Genomic DNA, 23206 nt, shown 5'->3' with positions numbered 1-23206 from the left:
CAGAATATGACGTGATATGAATCGCATCGAGGCTAGCGATTATTGATGAATTCGTTAGAAGTGAGAGGCCGGTTCAGCCTTGATCAAAAAAGCAGCGAGACTGGCCCGCTGCTTATTTATTTTGTGATTATACCAGGTTTGTACTATTACAAACGCGTGCTACACACGTGGCACAAAACCGACCGCATCATAGACTTTGCGTAAGGTGTCTTGTGCCCGTGCAGAGGCATGCGCCGCCCCTTTTTGCATCACATTATCGAGCATTGCGCGATCAGCTCGAAACGCATGATAGCGCGCTTGCAACGGCTCTAGCATCGCGACGACGGCGTCTGCAGTGTCTTTTTTCAGGTGGCCATACATCTTGCCTTCATACGCTTTTTCTAGCGTATCAATTGACTCACCCGTCGCCCCAGACAATAACCCAAGCAAGTTGGAAACACCCGGTTTTTGTGCGCTATCAAAACGGACACGCGGCGGCTCTTCTGAGTCCGTGACCGCTCGTTTGATTTTTTTCGCAATCGCTTTTGGATCCTCGAGCAGCCCGATCACATTGTTACGGTTATCGTCAGATTTCGACATTTTTTTGGTCGGATCTTGCAGGCTCATCACCCGCGCATTGACATCGGGTGTGTAAGGCTCAGGCAGAGCAAACACATCGCCATAGCGATTATTAAAACGGGTCGCCACGTCACGCGCCAGTTCAAGGTGCTGCTTTTGATCGTTACCCACCGGCACTTGGTTGGTTTGATACAAAAGAATGTCTGCCGCCATCAATACCGGATAACTAAACAATCCCGCGTTAATGTTCTCTGCATGGCGCTGCGACTTATCTTTAAACTGGGTCATCCGATTCAACTCACCCATTTGGGTGTAGCAGTTTAATACCCAGCTGAGTTGAGCATGCTCAGGCACGTGGGACTGGACAAACACGTTGCTTTTTTCTGGACTGACTCCCACCGCGAGACACAGCGCTAGCGCATCTAAAGTCGCTTCGCGCAGGGCATCCGCCTCTTGGTGAACCGTAATGGCATGCAAATCCACCACACAGTACTGGCAATCATAATCATCTTGCATCTGTTCCCACTGACGCAACGCGCCCAGATAATTACCAATACTCAGCTCGCCTGAGGGCTGCACACCACTCAATACAATGGGTTTCGAAGATTGACTCATGATGATTCGGTTCCTTTACATGTTGCCCGTGTGGGCGGTCTTATTTGCTGGTAAAAAGCGTTACGCGGAGTAATTGGCCACCACTGCCTCTAGCTGGCTAAAATGGTCTAGTACATAGCTAGGTTGGCTGTCACTGATTGGCTCACCGTAGTTGTAGCCATAAGTGAGGCCAACGGAGGCCATTCCCGCATTGTGTGCTGCTAAGATATCATTTTTTGAGTCACCGACCATCAACATCTGGGCATTGGTTAACCCATACTTATCGCGCAACAGGTGCAAGCCTTCTGGGTCAGGTTTGCTGGTTGACAGACTATCACCACCAATCACATCACTGAACAAGGGCGCTAAACCTAAATCCTCTAAAATAGCGGGCACGAAAGCGATCGGTTTATTCGTGACGACGCCCAGCTGATATCCCTGCTGGTGCAATGCGGTTAGGGTCTCTTTCACGCCAGGGTAGAGCACGGTTTTTTCGTGACCATTGTGCTCATAATGGTAATTAAAACGCGTGCGTGCAGTTGCGACCAGCTCAGGGTCAAGCGCTGGATCATGATCATGCGCACGGGACAATGCGCGACGAATCATAATATCCGCACCATTCCCTATCCAACCGGTCACCTCGGCTACACTCACTGTTGGCCGGTCCAAATCCGCCAGCATCATCTGCAGCGCTTGGGTCAAATCGGGCACGCTATCAACCAAGGTGCCATCTAAATCAAATGCAATATAACGCAGGCTCATACGACTTCATTACCTTTCTACTTTTGCCAGTTCGGCACGCATTTCTTCAATTGCGGTTTTATAATCCGGTTGACCAAAAATGGCCGACCCTGCGACAAACATATCCGCGCCCGCTTGGGCAACGTCTGCAATGTTATTGGCCTTTACACCGCCGTCAATTTCCAGACGAATATCTCGCCCGCTGGCATCAATACGCTGACGGACCTCACGCAGTTTATCTAAGGTGGTGGGAATAAAAGACTGGCCGCCAAACCCAGGATTGACCGACATCAGCAGGATCATATCGAGCTTATCCATCACATAATCTAAGTGGTGGAGCGGCGTTGCCGGGTTAAAGACCAAACCCGCTTGCATGCCGTGCTCTTTGATCAACTGCAACGTGCGGTCAATATGCTCACTGGCTTCAGCATGAAACGTCACCATGTTCGCGCCCGCTTTAGCAAAATCAGGAATAATGCGGTCGACCGGCTTAACCATCAAGTGAACATCAATCGGTGCGGTGATCCCATAGTCACGTAAAGCCTGACAAACCGGGGCACCAAATGTCAGGTTCGGAACGTAATGGTTATCCATCACATCAAAGTGAATCACATCTGCACCCGCCGCCAATACGTTTTCAACTTCTTCGCCCAATCGGGCAAAGTCTGCAGATAAAATCGATGGCGCAATCAAAAAATCCTTCATAGTGCGGTCGCCTCAATTGCCAAAAAGTCGCCGTAATTCTACCCGATATCAGCCATGAAGTCTTACCTTAACCATGCTTAATCTCAGCGAACACTGGCAAGTGCCAGAGAATTAACTAGAGTAAAAACAGAGGCTGAAAATGGAGGCAGGATGGGCGAAAAACCTAGACTGAAACAGGTAGTAACAAGTGTCATCGCTGCTTTGTTTGGGGTGCAATCACAACGCAATCGCGAGCGAGATTTCGGCTATGATTCACCGGCAATTTATATCATTACCGGCGTTATCATGATCGGACTCGTCATTGGCGCGCTGCTGGTGATCGTGAGCTGGTTGACGTGAGCGCTTTGGGGCAACAGCGCTTTGATGCAACAGTGCTTAAGGCGTGGATGGCTGAGGGGAAAAAAGTGCCAATAGCTCATCTACCTTATTACGACCATTGCCATTACGGCTGATGGTACGCTTAACTTTCACCACATTAAAACTCGCGCCACGATATAAACGGCGTGTATAGGGCGTATCGTGATTGGAGATTAATACCGGCACCCCTTGGGCCAACGACGCTTGCTCAGCATGCTCAGCCAGCAAGGCTTGATCATCCAGCGTAAAACCATTGGTGGCGTAGGTGGTAAAATTCGCCGTAGCAGTTAAAGGCGCGTAAGGAGGGTCGCAATAAATCACTGTTCCTTTCGTCGCCCGAGCAAAACTCTCCCCATACCCTTCACATACAAATTCTGCACGCTGGGCCTTTTCTGCAAAGATCGCGAGCTCTTTTTCCGGAAAATATGGCTTTTTGTACGACCCAAATGGGACATTGAAGCCGCCTTTTTTATTGTACCGACACAAGCCATTAAAGCCGTGACGATTCATATACAAAAAGTACAGCGAGCGTAAATAAGGGTCTGTGGTAAGGTTAAACTCCCGGCGGACATCTAGATAGCGCTCTTTTTGGTTGTACTCTTGGCAAAAGAAGACGCGCGCATCCGCCACAAAACGCAACGGCGTTTGCTTAATAATATTGTATAGGTTGATAAGATCTGGGTTGATGTCAGCCAGAATGTAATGTTCGTAATCGGTGTTTAGAAATACCGATCCAGCACCGACGAAGGGCTCGATAAGCGTGTTCCCTTCGGGAAGATGACGACGAATGTCATCGACTAGCGAGTATTTGCCACCAGCCCACTTTAGAAACGCGCGATGCTTTCTCATTGCCCCTGATCTATCTCTGCGGTGTGAAAAGGGGCGGATTGTACCCTATTTTGGCTCATCAATCAGCGGATTTTACTGCCCATTTGCGCGGTTGATTTCACGGTGAACCTGACTAAAAGACTTCACAAACGGCTGCAGCGCCCGCAGATTATCCGCCAATGTCAGTTCCGCACGACGTGCATCCGTGACGCTGGCATAATCACCCAGTAACACCATGTACCAGTCAGCATTGTTGCGTTGGGTTTGATACACCTGAACCCGATCACTCAGTTGGTAGTTAGCGATAAAGTCTGTCGCATCTTGACGTGAACGCAACGCTGCGAGCTGCAGGGCATAACGCTGGGCAGGTACATCAAGCAAAGCTTGCGCGTCAAAAGACAAGCGATTATCACTGGCCGCGTCCGCTGTCGACGCTGTCTCTGTAGATGCTGTCTCTGTAGACGACAAAGCGGCACTATTTTGCGATTGCGCCTGCGTCACATCTGAGGGCTGATCCGGTGTCGCGGGCGCAGGAATCGCTTGGTTAATCTCGCTAGCAAGTGGTTCCTCAACCGCCTGGGTGCCATCGCCACCGGCATCTTGTTCGTTAATAATGGCGTCGACAACATCATCAGGTAAAACCACTCTCTGGCCCGCATCATTGCGACCGACGGTTAACCCCTCACCGTTGACTTCCTGCGGTAAATTCGCCTGATCATCGGTCACCGCTGCGTTCGATCCCGCCACGGTGTCGGTTTGATCCGCTGCCGAGTTGCTATCTTGGCCCGTCACTTGCCCATCAAGGGTTTGTGGGTCAGTGGTCGCTTGCTGCTCGTTGAGTAAATCATCCAAGTTTTTTAACCCGTCAGGGAGCATTGTCTCAGCCGACGAGGCGTCATCTTGACTCGGAAAAGCCCACCAGATCGCACCGGCACCCACAATCATCAGCACCACGGCCAACAGCAGCATTAAAAAGGGTTTATTATTTTTCGCGGGCTTTTTATTGTCTTTACTCACAGCGCCTATCTCCTGATTGTCCTTTCCCATGATGGTGCCGGGGTAAACGGTTTGATTAGCAAGCTTAGCTAACCACTGTTTTTTGCCCGCTGCATCAATACGTTGCGTAACGGCTAACACATCGATGAACATCTCTTCTTCACCGTCATTAAGCGGCGAAATCTCGAGCTCCAGCGGCTTTTGGTCGTGCCCGTAAGACACCTGACGTAGCCACTTGTTCAACTTTCCTGGCAAGGCAAAGAGTACAACATTAATCCGCCAGTGTGCTTGATGCTGTGCATATTGCACCAACGCCCATAGCTCAGACAGTAATCCAGGAGTCAGCCGATGCGCATCATCAATCACAATGAGTGCATCACACCCAGCCCCGTCAAGCATCATCGTCAAGCTATCTAGCAGCGGATCCGCTTGATTAAAAACACCGTCTTTGACAATTTGTCGTAGCAAGATAGCGCGACGTTGGTCATCGCTTTGTGCCGTATGGCACGCGAGTAAGGCATGAACATGGGCATCCGCCCACTGCTCCATGTAGCGCTCACTTAACCAGGTTTTACCCGCCCCATCAGGCCCGGTGACTTGGATCAGATTCGCGCTAAATCGAGTGATAAATTGCAGTCGAGAAAGGAGCTGGGTTTGACTTTCCAGATCCAGAGCTAGCGTATCAAACGTGTCTGTCATGCATTCAATGGTTAACCGGCATCAATCACATCAGCGATTAGCTGGTGTGGAACATCTGCAACCACTTGAGCCTGGCCTATCGCTGTTGGTAAAACCAGACGCAACTGTCCTGAAAGCACTTTTTTATCACGCATCATGTGCTTAATAAAAGCATCGTAGTCCATTTCACGGGGAGCCTGCACGGGAAGATGTGCACTTTGTAACAGGGCCGTGATGCGGGTAACCGTTTTTTCATCAATCAAGCCATGCTGGCACGCCGTTTGTGCTGCCAACACGGTTCCAGCCGAGACCGCTTCACCATGAAGCCAATTGCCGTAGCCCATTTCGGCTTCAATCGCATGACCAAACGTGTGCCCCAAATTCAACAGCGCGCGTACGCCTGTTTCGGTTTCATCTTCGGCCACCACATCAGCTTTGATTTGACAACAACGCCTTATCGCATAAATCAATGCATCAGGAGAGAGCGCGGTCAGCGCCACTATTTCACTGTCAAGCCAATCAAAGAAAGGGGCATCGGCAATCACACCATACTTGATCACTTCTGCCATCCCCGCAGCAAACTCACGACCGGGCAAGGTGCTTAGCACCTGCGTATCAATCACCACCGCTTTGGGTTGATAAAATGCGCCAATCATGTTTTTGCCAAGAGGATGATTAATTGCTGTTTTCCCACCGACGGACGAATCGACTTGCGACAGTAATGTCGTGGGAACTTGAATAAAATCAACGCCGCGCTGGTAACAAGCACTGGCAAATCCAACAATATCGCCAATCACGCCGCCCCCGAGGGCGACGAGCACGACATCACGGTTATAATTATTTTCTAAAAGAAAGGTGTTGATGGTGTTAAACGTTTCGAGCGATTTATACGCTTCACCATCAGGCAAGCTAAGGCAGGCTACATCAGTTGCGCCTGCCCGCTGAAGGGTTGAGACCAGAGTGGTGCCATAAAGCGGCATCACTGTCTCATTGCTAATGACAGCAACCCGACGGGAATGGACGCCCTCAAACAGGCTCGCATCTGCTAAAAGCCCTTCACCAATCGAGATAGGGTAGCTACGTGCCCCTAAGTTAACGTCTATCCGTTCCATGGTCGGGTCCTGTGGTCGGTTATTGCTGCTCTAAGAGCGCCATGATTTGATTTGCCACCACTTTAGCGCTTTGATCATCAGTTCGTACAACGTAATCCGCAATTTCTTGATACAAAGGATTACGTTCTTCTGCCAATGACTCCAGCACTTCACGTGGTTGGTCAGTTTGCAACAATGGTCGTTTCTTATCGCGTTGGGTACGTGCGAGCTGCTTTTCGATGGTGGTTTCCAAATACACCACCACCCCACGAGCAGAGAGGCGATTACGGCTTTCTTTGCTCATAATCGAGCCACCGCCAGTCGCGAGAACGATACCTTGCTCTTCAGTGAGGTCGTTTATCACGTTTTCTTCGCGTTTACGGAAACCTTCTTCACCCTCAACGTCAAAGACCCATGCAATGTCTGCTCCAGTACGATCTTCAATCACTGAATCAGAATCATAGAATTCCATGTGAAGTTGCTGAGCGAGATGACGACCAATTGTGCTTTTACCAGCCCCCATAGGGCCTACCAAAAAGATGTTTCGTTTTTCAGCCATTTTAAGCAATTTTACGCGCGGTTAAATAAGACAACACCGCCCGCAGGCTTAATGTAAAAAGCCCGAGGCGCCAATTCCTCACAGATATTTCGTGATCAGATTAAAAATTATCTCAGGACAGTGACCCCTTTGGCAACACCTAACCTACCCTGTGACGATTTTAGGGGTCACAAAGATCAGAAGTTCGCGTTTTGCATGGTCTTTTAACTGATGTCGAAACAAACCTCCAAGCAAGGGAATATCCCCAAGGAGAGGCACTTTGGTTTCTTTGTTGATCATCGTGTGCTGAAAAATGCCACCTAAGACCACGGTTTCGCCATTCCGCGCCAAGACTTGGGTATTGATCCGTTTGGTACTGATCGACATCGCCTCACCTTTTCCGGCCACGACCGACTTTTCCGGCATATCTTGGGTCAGCTTTAAATCCAGCACCAACGTATTATCCGGCGTGATCTGAGGCGTGACCGACAAACTCAACACCGCTTTCTTAAAAGAGACGGCCACCGCCCCACTGGAAGAAGCTTCTAAATAGGGCAACTCCGTCCCTTGTTCAATATAGGCGGCTTTTTTATTGGTGGTGATTAATCTTGGGCTCGAGACCACTTCGGCTTTTCGTTCGCTCTCGAGCGCAGAAAGCTCCAAATCGAGCAGTAAATCGTTGCCTAACTTAGCCACTTGAAAGGCCATGCTTGAGGCAGAAGGATTGACTGCAGCTAAATTAACATTGAGGAAATCACCAATACTGCTCCCCTCACCGGCGGCTTCATTTAGGCTGTCAGGGCCTTGCTGCGCCAAATCGCTATCCCACATGATATTCCCTTCGACCGACGATCCCACCGTGGTTGAGCCGTTGCGATTCAAAAGCCCCCAACGTACGCCAAGCTCGTCGACCGAACCTTGCTCTACCGTGACAATACGCGCTTCGATTTCCACCTGCTTAACCGGCACATCGAGGTGCTGAACCAAGGTGCGGATACGATCAATGTTCTTGTCAATATCGCGAATGATGATCGCATTGGTCCGCTCATCCAGCGACACCGCCCCCCTTGGAGATAACAAGCTCACGCCTTGCGTTTGACCGCGAATTAACGCGGCTACCTCGCTGGCTTTGGCATAATTCACCGTGATAACCGACGACGATAGCGGCAACAAGGTTTCTGCTTGCTGCGCCATTTCCAAATCCTGTTTTTCTTGCGCCATCAGCTCTCGACGAGGGGCAACAAGCATCACCTCGCCACGTTGACGCTTGTCCAACCCTTTCACTCTTAAGATAACCTCTAACACGTCTTGCCAAGGCACACCGTCAATCCGCATGGTGATATTGCCCTGAACACTGTCTGAGGTGACTAAATTAAACTGATTTTGCTCGGCAATCAGTTGGAGCACAGCACGAACTGGAATGTCTTGGAAGTTGATCGATATCGGTGCATTCGGTTCAAAGGATGCAGGTGTCGTCGGTTCGGTGGCTTGTATGGTTACCACTAATTGTTGTTTTTGTTGATGGTAATCAAAGGCGATCGCTTGCGCCGCTTGCAGATAAATTTTTGCGTGTCCAGAGGATTGCGACACATCGATCGCCGTAATTGCCGAATCCCTGTCTTGGGTATCGATCCGCTTCATTAATGACGGTTTAATCGTTACCTGCGGTAATCGGATATGGAGTTGATCGGCGCTGGGCTGACGAAAATCCGCCATGATCGCAGGGCTGTCGAAGCCCAAAATCAGTTGCGCCTCTCCCTGAGCAGAGCGGGTTAACTGCAACTGGCTCAAGGTTGTCATCTCCGCAGCCTGAGCGGACGCGCCTATAAAACACACCAGGATCAGCGCCACGCGCACAAGCGACCACGGTATAAGGGTATATCGGGCGTTATACGCCGCGAAAATCATCATAACAGTTATCCTTTACGACAGGTTAGGTTCGATTGAAAGCGTCACGGTCCGTTGCTGCCAGCATCCTAAACCATCAGGTAGTGCCTGGTTTATCGCGACATGATCACGCGTCACCGCCATCACTCGGCCGTGGTGTTCACCAAGCCGGTCGCCACGTGCGACTTGCTTGACCATCCCATTCGGCAAAGCAATGAGTGCCTGTTTTTGCCCCCCTTTCGTGAGGCTTCCTTTCATTTCAAGTTGTGCTAAAGGTAAGGTTGAAAGCGGACTGTCACGCCAATGCAAGGCCGGTTGCCAGCAATCACCAGGAGACATCCGTTGTGGGTCTGCTGCGACCGATAGAACAAATGGATCGCGCGCTTCTTTTGCAAAGGGGACAGGTTGATAAACACTAGGCGGCGGCATGCGTGTCGCGGTAACCGTCGCTTGTGCTTGCACCTGGCGCATAAACTGATGCATGTCATCATCCGTTTTTTGACAACCACTCAAGATCACGATCAACAAAAATACACTGGCTCTTAACATGACGCGTCCTAGTTTGTGGGTTGATTGAGCGCGGGGCGGCCGGTATAGCGATACGTCGTCGCAGACACCGAAAATTGCAATGGCGCCGCAGACGGCGGCTGTTCGGTCTCGCGCGCGAGGACAAAGTCCTGCAATGACACTAAGCGAGTCATCGCGGCAATATCGGCACTGAACGCGCCAATATCTCGATACTGGCCTTCAAGCACAATGTTGATTGGAATGGCGTCTAGCCAGCTTCCTTGCTTTCTCGGCTGCCATGCGAGCGTTTCAAACTGCAACTGGTGACGCATCCCCACCTCGTTCACACCAGCCAGCAGGCCCGCGAGCTCTTCTTCCTCAGGCAATTGCTGAATCAGTCTTGCGTAGCGTTGATTAAGCGTCTCTATTTGCGCCTGGACATCGGGTAACGCAGCCACCTCATGCGCTAACTGTCGATAACGTGCTTTCAGGTGAGACTCTTGCCGGTGAGCATCAAGCAAGGTCGCTTGATTTGGCTGTCCAGCGCCTAACCAGCCGACATACCCCATCACTGTCAGTAAAGCACCCCATAAACTCAGCTTTACCGACCAAGGCGCAAACGGTAGTCGTCGCCACTCCCATGCCATCGAATCCATCACTGTTCGTCCTCCTCGCGCTCCGGTAATTGGGGGGAAACATAGTGTGTCAGTGAAAAGCTCAGTCGAAACCGTTTATTGGGCCCGACGGTGTGATCACCCGTCACTACGGTATCGATATCGAGCGCCTCTACCGCTTGCTGCGCTTCCAACGCGGCCAGCAAACGCGCGAGCTCTGCGTTTGAATTCACCCACCCTTCTAAACGGATATGGCCTTTTTGTTGAGCCAACCGGGTTAAATAGGCACCAGCAGGCATCACCGTCGGTATAAAGTTGAGTACCTCAGTGACATTATTACGCTGTCTTTGCAGTTGATTGACCAACCCGAGCCGTGATTGCAAGGCGCGACGTTTAGTGTCTTGTTGCTCAAAGCGCACTAAGGTTTGTTTAAACTGCGTGATGCCTTGTTCAAGTTGTTGATTACGGTGTTGCTGCCCCACTATCTGATAATGCTGCCACTGGATGAATCCCATCACGATGATCAGTGCGCTCCCCGCAACCGCAAGGGTTTGCAGGATAAAATAGCGTGCCTGTCGACGTTGCACTTGCGCGCGCCAGGGGAGTAAGTTAATCCTCATGAACCGCTCGCTCCTCGGAGCGCAAGCCCAAGCGCCGAGCAAGCATGAGGGCTTAGAGAGGGCGCGCCAAAGGGTTCGCCAGGTTGAATAAACACACGTTGGGCAGATGAGGGGCAGAGAATGTCGCTGGGCCAGTGACCGCTTAGCCATAGGGTTGAGATAGGCACCGCGTGTTCGCTCTCCACGCGTTGATAGGCATGATCCAAATGTTGTTGTAGAACGCGAGAGGATGCCGTTGCCTCGCCTTCTGAGCCAGATCCTCCTAGCGGCATTGCGACGGTCAAAGATTGTTGGTACAGCCCGCCATCGGATAACGCGCGCACCGCCGTCAACTTGCCGGCATCAAGATGTAGCCATAGCGGTGAAGTCTGTGGTTGGTAGTGACCTATCAACGCATCATAAACTGCTTGCAGCCCATGCTGCTGCGTATCGACAACACTTACCTTTAATCCCACGTCTTTCAACGCCGAAAGTATTGGCGTGAGTGTCTGTTGGCGACAGGCCACTACCTGGTACTGCGCCTGTCCTGGCTGATGGTTCAACGCATGCTGTTTGGTGAAATCGAAGAAAAGACCACTAATTTCCATATTGAGCGCCATGCCTAATGCTTGTCCGACCACGGCTTCCTGCTCGAGAGGATCATCCACATCGGCTGCCATCAGGGTCTTACTGATCACGGTGTCATCCTCAACGCCTACCACCACACTCGGTGACAAACGTTGATACCAGGATACTCGGCTCAATAGTGTGTCTTTGAGCGTTTTCATCGTGGTTGTCAGGGTGTCTTCATCACCAGCGGTCAAGATATGATGCCCGGAAACCTTGAAGGATGAAGGGGACGGGCATAGCGCAATCGCGTGGCTTTCCGTTTGGCCCAAAGCGATACCTAAAACTGCCGAACTTGGAATCATTTCGTGTTAGGCTCCAACGTCAGAGTAAGGTCAGTATTTACAAAACTGTCCTCATCACGGGTTATTTTTTATGCTGGTGCCTTTATACTACTCACGTATGATTATTAAACGGCTAAACGGCAACGAAACGGGAAATCTCAGGTGAAGTTCATAAAGCGTTTGCTTATCTTTGCACTGGTTTGCACAGTGCTTGGAGTCACAACAATCTTTGGGTTTTACCTTTATGTGAAACCCGACCTCCCCGATGTGGCGACATTGCAAGATGTTGAGCTACAAACTCCGATGCAGGTCTATAGCGCAAATGGTGAGTTAATCTCGCAATTCGGCGAAAAACGGCGTATTCCAGTCAAACTCGAGGATATACCTCAACCCATGATTGATGCCTTAATTGCCACCGAAGATAGCCGCTTTTATCAACACCCAGGCATTGATCCTATTGGTATTGTTCGTGCCGCGGCGGTTGTCGCTATGTCTGGCAGTGCCAAGCAAGGTGCCAGCACCATCACCCAACAGCTAGCACGAAACTTCTTCCTGACCAACGAAAAGCGAATTATGCGCAAGATAAAAGAAATTTTTATCGCGGTGCATATCGAACAATTGCTCAGTAAAGAAGAGATCCTTGAGCTCTATTTCAACAAAGTCTTCTTGGGGTATCGCTCTTATGGCGTAGGGGCAGCCGCACACGTGTATTTTGGCAAAACCTTAGATCAACTGACCTTAAGCGAAATGGCCGTGATCGTGGGGTTACCCAAAGCGCCCTCCACCATGAACCCACTTTACTCGCTTTCACGCTCAACCGAGCGACGGAACGTAGTGCTCGGCCGCATGTTGAATGAGGGCTACATTTCTAATGCGGAATACCAGCAAGCAAAAAATGAGCCTATTGTCGCCAGCTACCATGGCGCCGAAATAGAACTCTCAGCACCCTATGTTGCTGAAATGGCTAGGGCTTGGGCGGTCGATGCGCTTGGCGATGATGCCTACACCTCAGGGGTACGTATTTTCACCAGTGTGGATGCGGATATGCAGCGCGCGGCCAACAACGCCGCCATAGAGAATATCCTCGCCTATGACAGACGCCATGGTTTTCGTGGTCCAGTAGCCACGCTTTGGCAATCACCTAGCGAACGCTGGCAACATCAACGTATTGTTGATCACCTTGCCAAGCAACCCAGTTACGGCCCCTTGGAGCCTGCGGTCGTGACCGATGTAAAAGCACAATCGGCTCAGGTTGTCGGCCCTAATGGTCGTGATATCGAGCTGCCTTGGAAAGGACTCGACTGGGCGCGCCCATACATTACTGATAGCCGTCAAGGGCCGGCCCCTAAACGCGCTGATGCGTTCCTCGCCAGTGGCCAACAAGTGTTTATTCGTCGCGTCAATGACAGCTGGCATTTGGCGCAAGTACCTACCACCAATACGGCCTTAGTTTCTATGTCTCCGTCAACGGGCGCAATCAAAGCCTTGGTCGGTGGGTTTAACTTTGTCCACTCCAAGTTTAACCGTGCCACACAGTCAGTTCGCCAAGTGGGCTCAAGTATCAAGCCATTTATTTACTCCGCCGCAGTCAATGAGGGAATGACGCTAGCCAGCCTTATCAATGACGCGCCCATTAACCGTTGGGATCGCAGCCAAGGGGTGGCATGGCGTCCTAAAAACTCACCGCCACGCTATGCCGGCCCGACGCGCGCACGATTGGGATTAGCCCAGTCGAAAAACGTCATGGCGGTGCGAGTACTCCGCCGAGTGGGGCTCGACGATACGCTGGACTTCCTCACGCGTTTTGGTTTCCAACGTGACGACCTACCGCGCGCTGAAGCGATTGCTCTGGGGGCAGGCAGCTTAACCCCCGTCGAAATGGCACAAGGCTTTAGCGTGTTTGCCAATGGCGGCTATTTTATGGAGCCCTTTATCATTGATCGGGTCGAAACCCCCTTCGGCGCGGAGATTTATCGCGCCAACCCACCGGTTATATGCGACCACTGTGAGCGCAAACCGGAAAAGGCTGACCCGTTTAATGAGCAAAACTTATTGACGGACAATGGCAGTGACCAACCAACACCGCGCAATGCTAAGCAAGTGATTGATGAACAAAATGCGTTCTTGGTGCGCGAAATGATGCAAAGCAACATTTGGGGCGGCGGCGATTGGCGTTATGGCACCGGGTGGAACGGCACGGGCTGGCGTGCTCAAGCGCTTAAACGTCGCGATATCGGCGGTAAAACCGGGACCACCAATGACTCAAAGGATACTTGGTACACTGGCTATGGCCCAGGTATCGTCACCACGGTTTGGGTTGGCTTTGATGATCATTCGCGTGAACTCGGTCGCACCACTCGTAATGCTAATTTAGGCGACGAGCGTCAACCGATTTATGGGGCGGAATCTGGCGCGAAAACCGCAGAACCTGCTTGGATTGACTTTATGCAACAAGCTCTCGCTGACGTGCCAGAGCAAAATAAAGTGGTGCCGTCCGGCATAGTCAAAGTACGGATCGATCGCGAGACCGGACTGCTGACAAGAAAAACCGATCATACCTCGATGTTTGAGTACTTTATCAAAGGCACCGAGCCGACAGAATATGTATCGGATCAGTCTGATGGCAACATTTACGAGTCCAGCACGGAATCCTTGTTTTAACTCGATAAACGCTTAAACCACAACGCCCACATCCGTGGGCGTTGTCACCTCAATGCCAGTATCTTGTGTTAGCGGTGATTTAAGCCGCTCATTATCGCGGTCATCTGGCCACCAATGGCGTCCGCAAGCTGTTCATATCGTCCTCGTAGCGGCGAGCCAGGGCGATAATCGAGCGTGATTTGTCGCGACGGCGTCGGTGACGTAATGGGGATATACACCACACCATCGCGTTTATCGGCAGGCACGGACAGCTGAGGCAATAAGGTAATCCCACTTCCTGCGGCCACCATGTTGCGTAACGTTTCTAGACTGGTCGCGCGGAAACGTTGATCCTCTTGCGCACCGACTTTAAAACAAAAGCCCATGGCTTGATCGCGCAAACAGTGGCCATCGCCCAGCATCAACAAGGTTTCCCCGTCTAACACATCAAGCGCAACTTCAGCACATTCCGCCAACCGGTGCTTTTCGTTGACCGCAAGCAACATCGGCTCATCATAGAGTGGCAGCTCTTTAAGGTGCTGTGTTTCTTCGACAGAGGCCAGGATAACGCAATCGAGCTTGCCTTCTTCCAACTGCTGAACCAGTTGCTGGGTTTGTCCCTCATGAATAAACAGCTCTAAATCTGGGAAACAATCTCGCAGCATCGGAATGATTTTGGGTAATAGATACGGCCCCACGGTGGGAATAAAGCCAATATGTAGGGGGCCGGTCATACTTTCACCTTGCTCACTGGCCAATTCGGTTAAAATTGTGACTTCCCGCAATACGTTACGTGCTTGCTGTACTAACCTCATACCGGCATCGGTGAACAGAACCCGACGACTGGTACGCTCAAGTAAGCTGACGCCGAGTTCATCCTCCAGTTTACGAATTTGGCCACTCAAGGTCGGCTGGCTGACAAAGCAAGCCTCAGCGGCTTTGCGAAAATGTCGGTGTTCAGCCAACGCAACCAAATACTCCAAGTCACGAATGTTCATCGTTGTCTCTTCTATAGGGGATAACTATCAAAACCATAGCATCAAGCGATTAGAACTATCAATCTTATTTAGCAATACTAGACCCATCAAAACACAGCGAGTCACTTCTCGCTTAACAACTTTAATTGAAAACAAAAGGAACGATTCATGACAGCAACCAAAGAAGGCCAGCCAGTACCACAAGTAACCTTCCGCACTCGCGAAGGCGATCAGTGGAAAGACGTGACCAGCGATGACATCTTTGCCAACAAAACCGTCATTGTGTTCAGCCTGCCAGGCGCGTTCACCCCGACGTGTTCTTCTTCGCATCTACCACGCTATAACGAGCTGTACCCTGTCTTTCAACAACACGGTGTTGATGACATCGTTTGTGTCTCGGTCAATGACACCTTTGTAATGAACGCATGGAAAGCCGACCAAGATGCTGACAACATCCATGTACTACCTGATGGTAACGGTGAATTTACCGATGGCATGGACATGCTGGTCGACAAAAATGATCTTGGCTTTGGCAAACGCTCATGGCGCTACAGCATGCTGGTGAAAAACGGCGTGGTCGAAAAAATGTTTGTTGAGCCAAACGAACCAGGTGACCCGTTCAAGGTCTCTGATGCCGACACCATGCTGGGCTATATTGCTCCTGAGCATAAACTGCAAGATTCGATCACCGTGTTTAGCAAGCCAGGCTGCCCATTCTGTGCCAAAGCAAAACAAGCACTGATCGATGAAGGACTTCAGTTCGAAGAAATCATCCTCGGTAAAGATGCCACCACGGTCTCTTTGCGCGCAGTCACCGGCCGTGCCACGGTGCCACAAGTATTTATCGGTGGCCGTCACATCGGTGGCAGCGAAGAGCTCGACACTTACCTAAACCAGTAATCCGCTGTTTGGGCGGCAGCCTTGCCGCCCGTTATTTTCCCAGGAGAAAGCAATGAAGACATTAACGGTTGATGTGGCTGTGATTGGTGGCGGGACCGCCGGACTCGGTGCCTATCGCGCGGCAAAAGCACATACAGATAGCGTGGTGATGATTGAAGGCGGCCCGTATGGCACCACCTGTGCACGTGTTGGCTGCATGCCATCCAAACTGTTAATTGCGGCCGCCGAAGCGGCGCACCATATCGACAAAGCGCCCGGTTTTGGTGTCTATCCAGGCGGAAGTACCGAGATAAATGGTCGTGAGGTAATGGATCGGGTTAAACGCGAGCGTGATCGCTTTGTCGGCTTTGTATTGGAAAGTGTCGACGACATCCCCGCCCAAGACAAAATCGATGGCTATGCACGTTTTGTCGATGATCATACCTTGATGGTTGACGATCACACCACTATCCATGCTGACCGCATTGTGATTGCGACCGGCTCGCGTCCGAGCTGGCCCGAGGCCTGGAATCACCTCGGTGATCGTTTGGTGGTTAACGATGATATTTTCGAATGGGATGACTTACCTGAATCGGTTGCCGTGTTTGGTCCGGGCGTGATTGGCCTTGAACTGGGCCAAGCGTTACACCGCCTCGGTGTCGAAATGACTATGTTTGGCGTCGGCGGCCAAGTGGGTCCACTCACCGACCCAGATATCATGGCATATGCGGATAAAACCTTCAGCGAGGAGTTTTATCTCGATGCCGATGCCAAGGTTGAAGAGATGATCCGTGAAGGTGATAAGGTCCAAATCCGTTACCGCGACAAAAACGGCGAAAGCCAGTTGCGTTGGGTTGATTACGTGGTTGCCGCCACCGGTCGTCGCCCCAATGTCGACAAACTTAACCTTGACGCGACGAGCATCAAAGTGGACGCACGCGGTGTCCCAGTAGCCGATAGCTACACCCTGCAAACCACCGCAGCGCATATTTTTATTGCCGGTGATGCTAACAACCAAATTCCACTGCTGCACGAAGCGGCTGACCAAGCCAGAATTGCCGGTGACAACGCGGGGCGCGGCAAAGATATCCGTGCGGGACTGCGCCGTAGCAAGCTATCCGCGGTCTTCTCCGATCCACAAATTGCGATGGTGGGCGAAAGCTATAAAGCAATTACCGATCGTCTCGGCCCATGTGGCTGTTTTGAAATCGGTGTGGTTTCCTTTGAGGGACAAGGTCGCTCACGGGTCATGCTACGCAATAAAGGCTTATTGCATGTTTATGCCGAGCAAGGCACAGGGCGTTTCTTGGGCGCAGAAATGATTGGGCCGAACGCCGAGCACTTAGCACACTTACTCGCCTGGGCTCACCAAAACCAAATGACCATTTCGCAAATGTTGGATATGCCCTTTTATCACCCAGTGATTGAAGAAGGGGTACGTACCGCACTGCGTGATGTCAACGCCAAACTCAAACTCGGCCCAGAGATGATCAAACACTGCATGGATTGCGGCCCAGGCTGCTAATTCACTGTCCTTTTCGCCGAACTCTCGGCGCTTTACAGGCAATGCCTGTTGCTTCCCCAAGTACTTGCTTACCTTTTGCCCTCTTTCGCGGAGGGCTTTTTTGTATCCAACGACTCACTGCGCCACAATAGCGTATCGCCCTTACTGACCAAGAGAGCCCATATGGCTTGTAAATATTGTCAATCTGGCATTTGGAAGCAGAAGTTAGGACGCTGCACGCGCTGTATGACCCAACTTGCTGTCATTTCTGCCATACTTTGGCCGTTTTGGTGGTGGGTCTATGCCGACACACCACGACAAGTGGAGTCGATTGCCTTGTTGTTCGCCGCCGGCAGTGCCAGCGCCTTGCTCACGCTTCATTTATTAATTTATCCATTTCGGCGCAACAGAAAGCGGCCCTAAAGCCGCCCCACACTTTTTTACTCAATCTCTGCATGTGAGAAGGTCGAGATCGTCGCTGGCCCCGCAATGTTATAGGTCAGAGCCACTTCATCACAGGCATGAAAGCGCGGACAGATTTCACAATCTTTCATCACTTTCTCTGGCAATTGCGATTTCGACACTGGGGTAAAGCCCAATTGGGTGAAAAACTCGGGCACCCGGGTGAGGACAAAGACTTGCTCAATCGCCATTTGCTTGGCTTTTTTAATCAAGTGCATCATCAACGCCGTGCCGTGTCCTTGGCGCTGCCAGCCCGCTTCAACCCCTAAGGAGCGAATTTCTGCCAGCCCTGAGTCGTAAATATACAGCGATCCGCAGCCGGTCAAATCCCCTTGATGCTCAGATACCGCAAACAGGCCAATATTACGCACTAATTCATGACGGTCGCGCGGTAAGTTCTCCCCCAATTTCGCCCAATACACCACCATGCCTTCAATGGTATCCAAATCGGTGAGCCGCGCCGAGCGCACCGTGACTTTGGGGGTAAAGCGCTTATCCAAGCGCTTTTGCGCTTCTTGAATAGCAAAGCTGACCTGCTCAGGTGCCACCCCTCCCAGTGCCCGACGTTGGGCCAAGCAGGATTCAATCGTGAGCATGGCATACACATCATCTTCAATCACCGGTGAGAATTGCTGCAAGGTTTCTAGCGGCAGCGCTTCCAGCGTACACCCTTGCTCAATGGCTGACACCACCGCCACGCCAACAATATGGTGGGCTTCACGGAACGGGATCCCTTTGCTCACCAAATAATCGGCCAGCTCGGTCGCATTGGCATGACCTTGCTGCGCCGCTTGCAAGGTTTTGTCTTTATGGATGGTGATGCCTTCAAAGCACAGGGCCGCCATGTCTAAGCAGTCATGCCAGGTGTCCATGGCATCGAATAGCCCTTCTTTGTCTTCTTGCATGTCCTTGTTGTAGGCCAGCGGCAAGGCTTTCACTGTCATCATCATTGCCGACAAGGAACCATACACCCGACCCGTTCGACCACGTATCAGTTCTAACGCATCGGGGTTTTTCTTTTGTGGCATCAGCGACGAGCCTGAGGTGACGGTATCGGCCAGCTCGATAAACCCGGACTCGCCCGAGTTATAGAAGATCATATCTTCGGCCATCCGCGACAGATGCAACATCGACATGGATGCAGCAGACATCATCTCCATCACATGATCGCGGTCCGAGACCGAATCCAAACTATTACGGGTGGCCCGTCTAAATCCCAGGTTTTGTGCCAAGGCATCGCGATCAATCGGGTACGCGGTGCCTGCCAGCGCCCCCGATCCGAGTGGGCAGGTATCCAAGCGACTAAGCGCATCTTGCAAACGCGTGGTATCACGCTCAAACATCTCCAGATAGGCCAGACACCAATGGGCAAAGGTCACCGGTTGTGCACGCTGCAAGTGGGTGTAGCCAGGCAGCACGGTACCATGGTGCTGACCCGCCACATCCACCAGCTGCTGCTGAAGCTTATCGAGAGACAGCAAGATTTGCTGGCCTTGCTGGCGACACCACAGTTTGAGATCCGTGGCCACCTGATCGTTGCGTGAGCGCCCGGTATGCAGCTTTTTGCCCAAATCCCCGACTTTATCGATCAGTTGCTGCTCGACCCAGCTGTGAATATCTTCGGCCTCTGAGTTTAAGATCTGCTCAGGGTTTTCCATCACCGACAGCTTGAGCTCATTGAGCGCCAGCTCCAATTGCTGTTGCTCGTCATCACTCAGCACGCCCACTGAACGCAAGGCTTTCGACCAAGCAATGGAGCCCACAATGTCTTGCTCTGCTAAGCGATAGTCAAAGCGCAGCGAATCATTAAACGCTTGAAACCGTTTGTCTGCTGCTTGACTAAAGCGTCCGCCCCATAATGCCATGCTGTCTCTCCTTACTGCTCACGATGCTTTTTTAATTAGGATTGTTTTTGTTTGTTCAGTGTCCGAATCCGGCTCGACAGCGAATACAAACGGATAAAGCCTTCGGCGTGGCTGTGATCGTAGACATCGTCATCCCCGAAGGTGGCAAAGTCTTCCGAGTACAAGCTATTGGTCGAGCGCTTTTGTACCACTGTCGCTTGCCCTTTATAGAGTTTGATTACCACCTCGCCCGTTACCGGCGCGGCGAGAGAATTGGCCGCGGCAACAATCGACTGACAAAGTGGCGTAAACCAACGCCCATCATAAATCAGGTGAGAGGCTTTTAAACCGAGCTCCTCACGGAACTGATAACTCTCTTTATCCAGCACCAATTGTTCAACGCCGCGCAGTGCTTCCATGATGATGGTGCCACCCGGGGTTTCGTAGCAGCCGCGGGATTTCATCCCCACCAAACGGTTCTCAACGATATCAATCCGTCCCACGCCATGTTCGGCACCTTTGTCATTCAATAGCGTTAGCACGTCATAAGGCGACATGGATTCACCATCGACCGAGACCACTTCCCCGCTTTGTACTCCCAAGGTGACAAACTCGGGCGTATTGGGCGCCTCTTCCGGCGCGACAGTCCATACCCAGCAATCTTGGTTGGCCGCCGTCCAGGTATCTTCTAACACGCCGCCTTCGGTTGAGACATGCCAAGCATTGGCATCACGTGAATAAATTTTCTCAAGGCTCGCCGTGCAAGGAATATCACGGGCGGCCAAGTAATCGAGCAGGGCTTCACGACTGGTGAGATCCCACTCACGCCAAGGCGCAATCACTTTCAGCTGCGGCGCCAGCGCGGAGAAGGTGCTCTCAAAACGGACTTGATCGTTCCCCTTGCCGGTACAGCCGTGGCAAAGCGCATCCGCGCCGACCTCAAGGGCGCACGCGACCTGCGCTTTGGCAATGATAGGACGCGCCATCGAGGTGCCAAGTAGGTACTTGCCTTCATACACCGCCCCGGTTTTCAGGCTGGGGTAAATATAATCCGCCACCATTTCGTGTTTTAGATCGGCGATAAAACACTGTGATGCCCCCGAAGCGAGTGCTTTTTGCTCAATGCCTTCGAGCTCTTGCTCGCCTTGACCGACGTCGGCGACAAAGGCGACGACTTCACAGTCATAGTGTTCTTTTAGCCAGGGAATGATGGCCGAGGTATCCAATCCACCCGAATAGGCCAGTACCACTTTGTTGACTTTGCTCATCTTGCTCTCCTTAAATCATGATGCGACGGTTTGAGTAGCGTCGTTATACGTCTTATTAACTGGCGCTAAACCGGGTGCCGATTTGCTGGCCATCGAATAATTGGGTGAGTTTTTCTGGGTAACGCCAAGTGGCAATCTCCACCGGTTTACCCAGTTCGCGGGCGGCGGCAAACGCCGCGTTGACCTTGACCACCATGCCATCGGTGATCACGCCTTTTTCTATCAGGTGTTGCGCATCCAGCTCGGTCAAACAGGGCAGTAGATGGCCTTTGCCATCCAATACACCACTGACATCCGACAGCAGCACTAGCTCCGCCCCGAGGGTGGTTGCCACCGCGACCGCTGCTTGGTCGGCATTAACGTTCATCAGCTCACCTTGGTCACTGATGCCAATCGAGCTAATAATGGGGACACAATCTGCGGCCAGTACCGCCTGCAGCAGGCTAGGATCACCGGCGCTGGCTTCTCCCACCGCACCCAGCTCAGGGTCCAGCTGGCTGACCTGACACAGGCCACCGTCGGCCAAGCTCAAGCCACAGCTTTTAATGTTTGCTTTACGTGCTTGGGCTAACAGCAACTTGTTTGCTGTCCCTGCCAACGCACCGGTGACATAATCAATCTGGTCGGCGGGCGTGACCCGTAAGCCTTGGTTTTTGACACTGGTGAGGTTGAGCTTTTTGAGCAGATCATCGACCAAGTAACCGCCACCATGCACCAGCACTAACGGGCGCTCCGCCTCACTGCGATAGGCATTGATCGCGCCGAAAACCTTGGCGAGGGTCTCGCTGCAGCTCAGTGCCGCACCGCCTAATTTAATCACTAATGGCGTTTTCATCCGTTTCTCCTAGACAATCGCGGTAGTTTCGGCAAAGCCAAACTTCAGGTTTAAACACTGCACGGCTTGGCTGGCCGCGCCTTTCAGTAAATTATCAATCGCACTGGTAAGGATCAGATGCCCATGCGCGGCCTGATAGCCAATATCGCAAAAGCCGGTATGTTGCACCGCGTGTAGCTTGGCCACCTCACCGGTAGGAAGCACCCGTACCAAAGGCGCCTCTTGATAGGCGTGAGAGAGTGCCTGCCCTACCTCGGCCTCACTAACACCTGGCGCTAATTTGGCGGTAATGGTGGCAAGAATGCCGCGCTTGTAGCTGCCAAGGTGCGGGGTGAAAATCACCGGCGTATCTAGGTGTGCGGCAATCTCTGGCTGATGACGGTGAGAAAACACCCCGTAGGCATGCAGGCTCACTTCGCAAAAACTGTTGGTCAGACTCGCTTTGCGCCCCGCGCCCGTCACGCCGCTGGTGGCATTGATCACCGGCCACATTTGTTTATCCAACAAGCCTGCATCCAGCACAGGTTTGAGCGCTAATTGACTGGCGGTGGGGTAACACCCAGGTACGGCGACCAGCTGCGCTGCTTGCAATGCCTCCCCCTGCCACTCGGCCAAGCCATACACGGCTTGCTCAAGCCATGTTGGCGATTGGTGCGCAAAACCGTAGTGTTCGGGATAAAAATCGGCTTGATTGACCCGATACGCCCCCGACAAATCAAACACCACACAGCCTTGAGCCAGAAAAACCGGCGCCAATTCATGACTGACCGCATGCGCGGTGGCTAAAAACACCACATCAGCTTGCTTGGCGACATCCTGTGGCGAGGACAATGGCATCAGTGGCATATCCACCACGCCACGCAGTTGCCCGTGCAACGCGCTCACAGGACGATTAGCGTCTTCACTGCCTGCCGAGACATATAAACCGGCCAAGTGCAATTGCGGATGGCGATGGACAAGGGCGACAAGCTCGGCTCCTGTGTAGCCACTGGCACCGACAATAATGGTGTTAAGTGTCATGGGTGTCTCTCTTTATGGATATTTAAGGCGTGCTGCGGCGCAGCAGAGTATCGAGGGCGTAGCGGATAGCCACGCAAAGCAGGCTAGCGTCGTCGAAGGGCAAGGATATTGTGTTTGGCGGTACCTAGTATCATGGTCGACTCGTCTTATAAAATATTTTTATTCATAAATAG

At 51.9% G+C, this 23206-nt stretch carries 22 protein-coding genes; 5 read left to right on the top strand and 17 right to left on the bottom strand.

Annotated features, from left to right (window positions below; all coding sequences use genetic code 11):
• Window positions 1–159: 159 nt before the first annotated feature.
• The 3 genes from trpS to rpe are packed head-to-tail and all read right to left on the bottom strand — an operon-like array spanning window position 160 to window position 2598.
• A complete protein-coding gene (gene trpS / locus BZG80_RS09510) occupies window positions 160–1173 on the bottom strand; it encodes a tryptophan--tRNA ligase (RefSeq protein ID WP_198532940.1) in 1014 nt (337 codons plus the stop codon).
• Between the two features lie 60 nt (window positions 1174–1233).
• Complete coding sequence (locus BZG80_RS09505) at window positions 1234–1914, bottom strand: phosphoglycolate phosphatase (RefSeq protein WP_077676564.1); 681 nt, start codon at window positions 1912–1914, stop codon at window positions 1234–1236.
• 9 nt (window positions 1915–1923) lie between these two features.
• On the bottom strand, window positions 1924–2598 hold the full coding sequence (gene rpe, locus BZG80_RS09500; RefSeq protein ID WP_025744259.1) for a ribulose-phosphate 3-epimerase: 675 nt from the start codon (window positions 2596–2598) through the stop codon (window positions 1924–1926).
• Between the two features lie 150 nt (window positions 2599–2748).
• On the opposite strand from rpe, the gene BZG80_RS09495 reads away from it, so the two are divergent.
• A complete protein-coding gene (locus BZG80_RS09495) occupies window positions 2749–2937 on the top strand; it encodes a DUF2970 domain-containing protein (RefSeq protein WP_037367268.1) in 189 nt (62 codons plus the stop codon).
• 36 nt (window positions 2938–2973) lie between these two features.
• Here the strand turns inward: BZG80_RS09495 and BZG80_RS09490 are convergent, their stop codons facing one another.
• From BZG80_RS09490 to pilM, 9 genes are all read right to left on the bottom strand, one after another.
• On the bottom strand, window positions 2974–3804 hold the full coding sequence (locus BZG80_RS09490) for a Dam family site-specific DNA-(adenine-N6)-methyltransferase (RefSeq protein WP_077461556.1): 831 nt from the start codon (window positions 3802–3804) through the stop codon (window positions 2974–2976).
• A 72-nt stretch (window positions 3805–3876) separates the two neighbouring features.
• A complete protein-coding gene (locus BZG80_RS09485) occupies window positions 3877–5478 on the bottom strand; it encodes an AAA family ATPase (protein ID WP_077676563.1) in 1602 nt (533 codons plus the stop codon).
• An 11-nt stretch (window positions 5479–5489) separates the two neighbouring features.
• The gene (gene aroB / locus BZG80_RS09480) at window positions 5490–6569 is read right to left on the bottom strand and encodes a 3-dehydroquinate synthase (protein WP_077679212.1); all 1080 of its coding nucleotides are present in this window, start codon (window positions 6567–6569) and stop codon (window positions 5490–5492) included.
• Window positions 6570–6588: 19 nt separating this feature from the next.
• A complete protein-coding gene (gene aroK / locus BZG80_RS09475; protein ID WP_025739049.1) occupies window positions 6589–7107 on the bottom strand; it encodes a shikimate kinase AroK in 519 nt (172 codons plus the stop codon).
• Between the two features lie 144 nt (window positions 7108–7251).
• On the bottom strand, window positions 7252–8997 hold the full coding sequence (locus BZG80_RS09470) for a type IV pilus secretin PilQ (RefSeq protein ID WP_077679211.1): 1746 nt from the start codon (window positions 8995–8997) through the stop codon (window positions 7252–7254).
• A 12-nt stretch (window positions 8998–9009) separates the two neighbouring features.
• A complete protein-coding gene (locus BZG80_RS09465) occupies window positions 9010–9522 on the bottom strand; it encodes a pilus assembly protein PilP (protein WP_077679210.1) in 513 nt (170 codons plus the stop codon).
• A gap of 8 nt (window positions 9523–9530) precedes the next feature.
• Entirely contained in the window at window positions 9531–10136 is a 606-nt protein-coding gene (locus BZG80_RS09460) for a type 4a pilus biogenesis protein PilO (protein WP_077676559.1), read from the bottom strand.
• Window positions 10136–10714, bottom strand: coding sequence for a PilN domain-containing protein (locus BZG80_RS09455; RefSeq protein ID WP_158011543.1), 579 nt, complete (start codon window positions 10712–10714; stop codon window positions 10136–10138). Before BZG80_RS09455 ends, BZG80_RS09460 begins: the two co-directional genes overlap by 1 nt.
• Window positions 10711–11625 (bottom strand): pilus assembly protein PilM, encoded by a 915-nt coding sequence (gene pilM / locus BZG80_RS15775; RefSeq protein ID WP_108742921.1) that lies wholly within the window; start codon window positions 11623–11625, stop codon window positions 10711–10713. Before pilM ends, BZG80_RS09455 begins: the two co-directional genes overlap by 4 nt.
• 141 nt (window positions 11626–11766) lie before the next feature.
• Here pilM and BZG80_RS09450 point away from each other — a divergent pair, with 141 nt between their 5' ends.
• The gene (locus BZG80_RS09450; RefSeq protein WP_077679208.1) at window positions 11767–14265 is read left to right on the top strand and encodes a penicillin-binding protein 1A; all 2499 of its coding nucleotides are present in this window, start codon (window positions 11767–11769) and stop codon (window positions 14263–14265) included.
• 68 nt (window positions 14266–14333) lie between these two features.
• Here the strand turns inward: BZG80_RS09450 and oxyR are convergent, their stop codons facing one another.
• Window positions 14334–15242 (bottom strand): DNA-binding transcriptional regulator OxyR, encoded by a 909-nt coding sequence (gene oxyR, locus BZG80_RS09445; RefSeq protein ID WP_025744252.1) that lies wholly within the window; start codon window positions 15240–15242, stop codon window positions 14334–14336.
• A gap of 147 nt (window positions 15243–15389) precedes the next feature.
• On the opposite strand from oxyR, the gene BZG80_RS09440 reads away from it, so the two are divergent.
• From BZG80_RS09440 to BZG80_RS09430, 3 genes are all read left to right on the top strand, one after another.
• Window positions 15390–16121 carry a glutathione peroxidase gene (locus BZG80_RS09440; RefSeq protein WP_025744251.1) on the top strand — a complete coding sequence of 244 codons (732 nt, stop codon included), beginning with the start codon at window positions 15390–15392 and terminating at the stop codon, window positions 16119–16121.
• Between the two features lie 52 nt (window positions 16122–16173).
• Window positions 16174–17625: a dihydrolipoyl dehydrogenase gene (locus BZG80_RS09435; RefSeq protein WP_077676556.1), complete on the top strand. Its 1452-nt coding sequence runs from the start codon at window positions 16174–16176 to the stop codon at window positions 17623–17625.
• 162 nt (window positions 17626–17787) lie between these two features.
• Window positions 17788–18027, top strand: a complete 240-nt coding sequence (locus BZG80_RS09430; protein ID WP_077679207.1) for a DUF3624 domain-containing protein — start codon at window positions 17788–17790, stop codon at window positions 18025–18027.
• A gap of 17 nt (window positions 18028–18044) precedes the next feature.
• Here BZG80_RS09430 and argH read toward each other — a convergent pair whose 3' ends face one another.
• Genes argH through argC form a run of 4 tightly spaced genes read right to left on the bottom strand, consistent with a single transcriptional unit; the run spans window position 18045 to window position 23033 of the window.
• Window positions 18045–19931, bottom strand: coding sequence for an argininosuccinate lyase (gene argH, locus BZG80_RS09425; RefSeq protein ID WP_077679206.1), 1887 nt, complete (start codon window positions 19929–19931; stop codon window positions 18045–18047).
• Window positions 19932–19966: 35 nt separating this feature from the next.
• A complete protein-coding gene (locus tag BZG80_RS09420) occupies window positions 19967–21178 on the bottom strand; it encodes an argininosuccinate synthase (protein ID WP_025744247.1) in 1212 nt (403 codons plus the stop codon).
• Between the two features lie 55 nt (window positions 21179–21233).
• On the bottom strand, window positions 21234–22013 hold the full coding sequence (gene argB / locus BZG80_RS09415; protein ID WP_077679205.1) for an acetylglutamate kinase: 780 nt from the start codon (window positions 22011–22013) through the stop codon (window positions 21234–21236).
• Window positions 22014–22022: 9 nt separating this feature from the next.
• The gene (gene argC, locus BZG80_RS09410; protein ID WP_077676551.1) at window positions 22023–23033 is read right to left on the bottom strand and encodes an N-acetyl-gamma-glutamyl-phosphate reductase; all 1011 of its coding nucleotides are present in this window, start codon (window positions 23031–23033) and stop codon (window positions 22023–22025) included.
• Window positions 23034–23206 lie beyond the last annotated feature (173 nt).

The organism is Salinivibrio sp. MA440, assembly GCF_001996265.1.
Lineage (GTDB): Bacteria > Pseudomonadota > Gammaproteobacteria > Enterobacterales > Vibrionaceae > Salinivibrio > Salinivibrio costicola.
This window is presented reverse-complemented; position numbering and strand designations above follow the sequence as displayed.

Excerpts from the sequence above, each read along its gene's own strand:
- BZG80_RS09440 (WP_025744251.1), top strand. The coding sequence starts at position 15,390 with ATGACAGCAACCAAAGAAGGCCAGCCAGTACCACAAGTAACCTTCCGC.
- BZG80_RS09495 (WP_037367268.1), top strand. The coding sequence starts at position 2,749 with ATGGGCGAAAAACCTAGACTGAAACAGGTAGTAACAAGTGTCATCGCT.
- argH (WP_077679206.1), bottom strand. The coding sequence starts at position 19,931 with ATGGCATTATGGGGCGGACGCTTTAGTCAAGCAGCAGACAAACGGTTT.
- BZG80_RS09430 (WP_077679207.1), top strand. The coding sequence starts at position 17,788 with ATGGCTTGTAAATATTGTCAATCTGGCATTTGGAAGCAGAAGTTAGGA.
- aroB (WP_077679212.1), bottom strand. The coding sequence starts at position 6,569 with ATGGAACGGATAGACGTTAACTTAGGGGCACGTAGCTACCCTATCTCG.
- aroK (WP_025739049.1), bottom strand. The coding sequence starts at position 7,107 with ATGGCTGAAAAACGAAACATCTTTTTGGTAGGCCCTATGGGGGCTGGT.
- trpS (WP_198532940.1), bottom strand. The coding sequence starts at position 1,173 with ATGAGTCAATCTTCGAAACCCATTGTATTGAGTGGTGTGCAGCCCTCA.
- argB (WP_077679205.1), bottom strand. The coding sequence starts at position 22,013 with ATGAAAACGCCATTAGTGATTAAATTAGGCGGTGCGGCACTGAGCTGC.
- BZG80_RS09485 (WP_077676563.1), bottom strand. The coding sequence starts at position 5,478 with ATGACAGACACGTTTGATACGCTAGCTCTGGATCTGGAAAGTCAAACC.
- BZG80_RS09460 (WP_077676559.1), bottom strand. The coding sequence starts at position 10,136 with ATGGATTCGATGGCATGGGAGTGGCGACGACTACCGTTTGCGCCTTGG.
- BZG80_RS09420 (WP_025744247.1), bottom strand. The coding sequence starts at position 21,178 with ATGAGCAAAGTCAACAAAGTGGTACTGGCCTATTCGGGTGGATTGGAT.
- argC (WP_077676551.1), bottom strand. The coding sequence starts at position 23,033 with ATGACACTTAACACCATTATTGTCGGTGCCAGTGGCTACACAGGAGCC.
- BZG80_RS09505 (WP_077676564.1), bottom strand. The coding sequence starts at position 1,914 with ATGAGCCTGCGTTATATTGCATTTGATTTAGATGGCACCTTGGTTGAT.
- BZG80_RS09455 (WP_158011543.1), bottom strand. The coding sequence starts at position 10,714 with ATGAGGATTAACTTACTCCCCTGGCGCGCGCAAGTGCAACGTCGACAG.
- pilM (WP_108742921.1), bottom strand. The coding sequence starts at position 11,625 with ATGATTCCAAGTTCGGCAGTTTTAGGTATCGCTTTGGGCCAAACGGAA.
- oxyR (WP_025744252.1), bottom strand. The coding sequence starts at position 15,242 with ATGAACATTCGTGACTTGGAGTATTTGGTTGCGTTGGCTGAACACCGA.
- BZG80_RS09470 (WP_077679211.1), bottom strand. The coding sequence starts at position 8,997 with ATGATGATTTTCGCGGCGTATAACGCCCGATATACCCTTATACCGTGG.
- BZG80_RS09490 (WP_077461556.1), bottom strand. The coding sequence starts at position 3,804 with ATGAGAAAGCATCGCGCGTTTCTAAAGTGGGCTGGTGGCAAATACTCG.
- rpe (WP_025744259.1), bottom strand. The coding sequence starts at position 2,598 with ATGAAGGATTTTTTGATTGCGCCATCGATTTTATCTGCAGACTTTGCC.
- BZG80_RS09465 (WP_077679210.1), bottom strand. The coding sequence starts at position 9,522 with ATGTTAAGAGCCAGTGTATTTTTGTTGATCGTGATCTTGAGTGGTTGT.
- BZG80_RS09435 (WP_077676556.1), top strand. The coding sequence starts at position 16,174 with ATGAAGACATTAACGGTTGATGTGGCTGTGATTGGTGGCGGGACCGCC.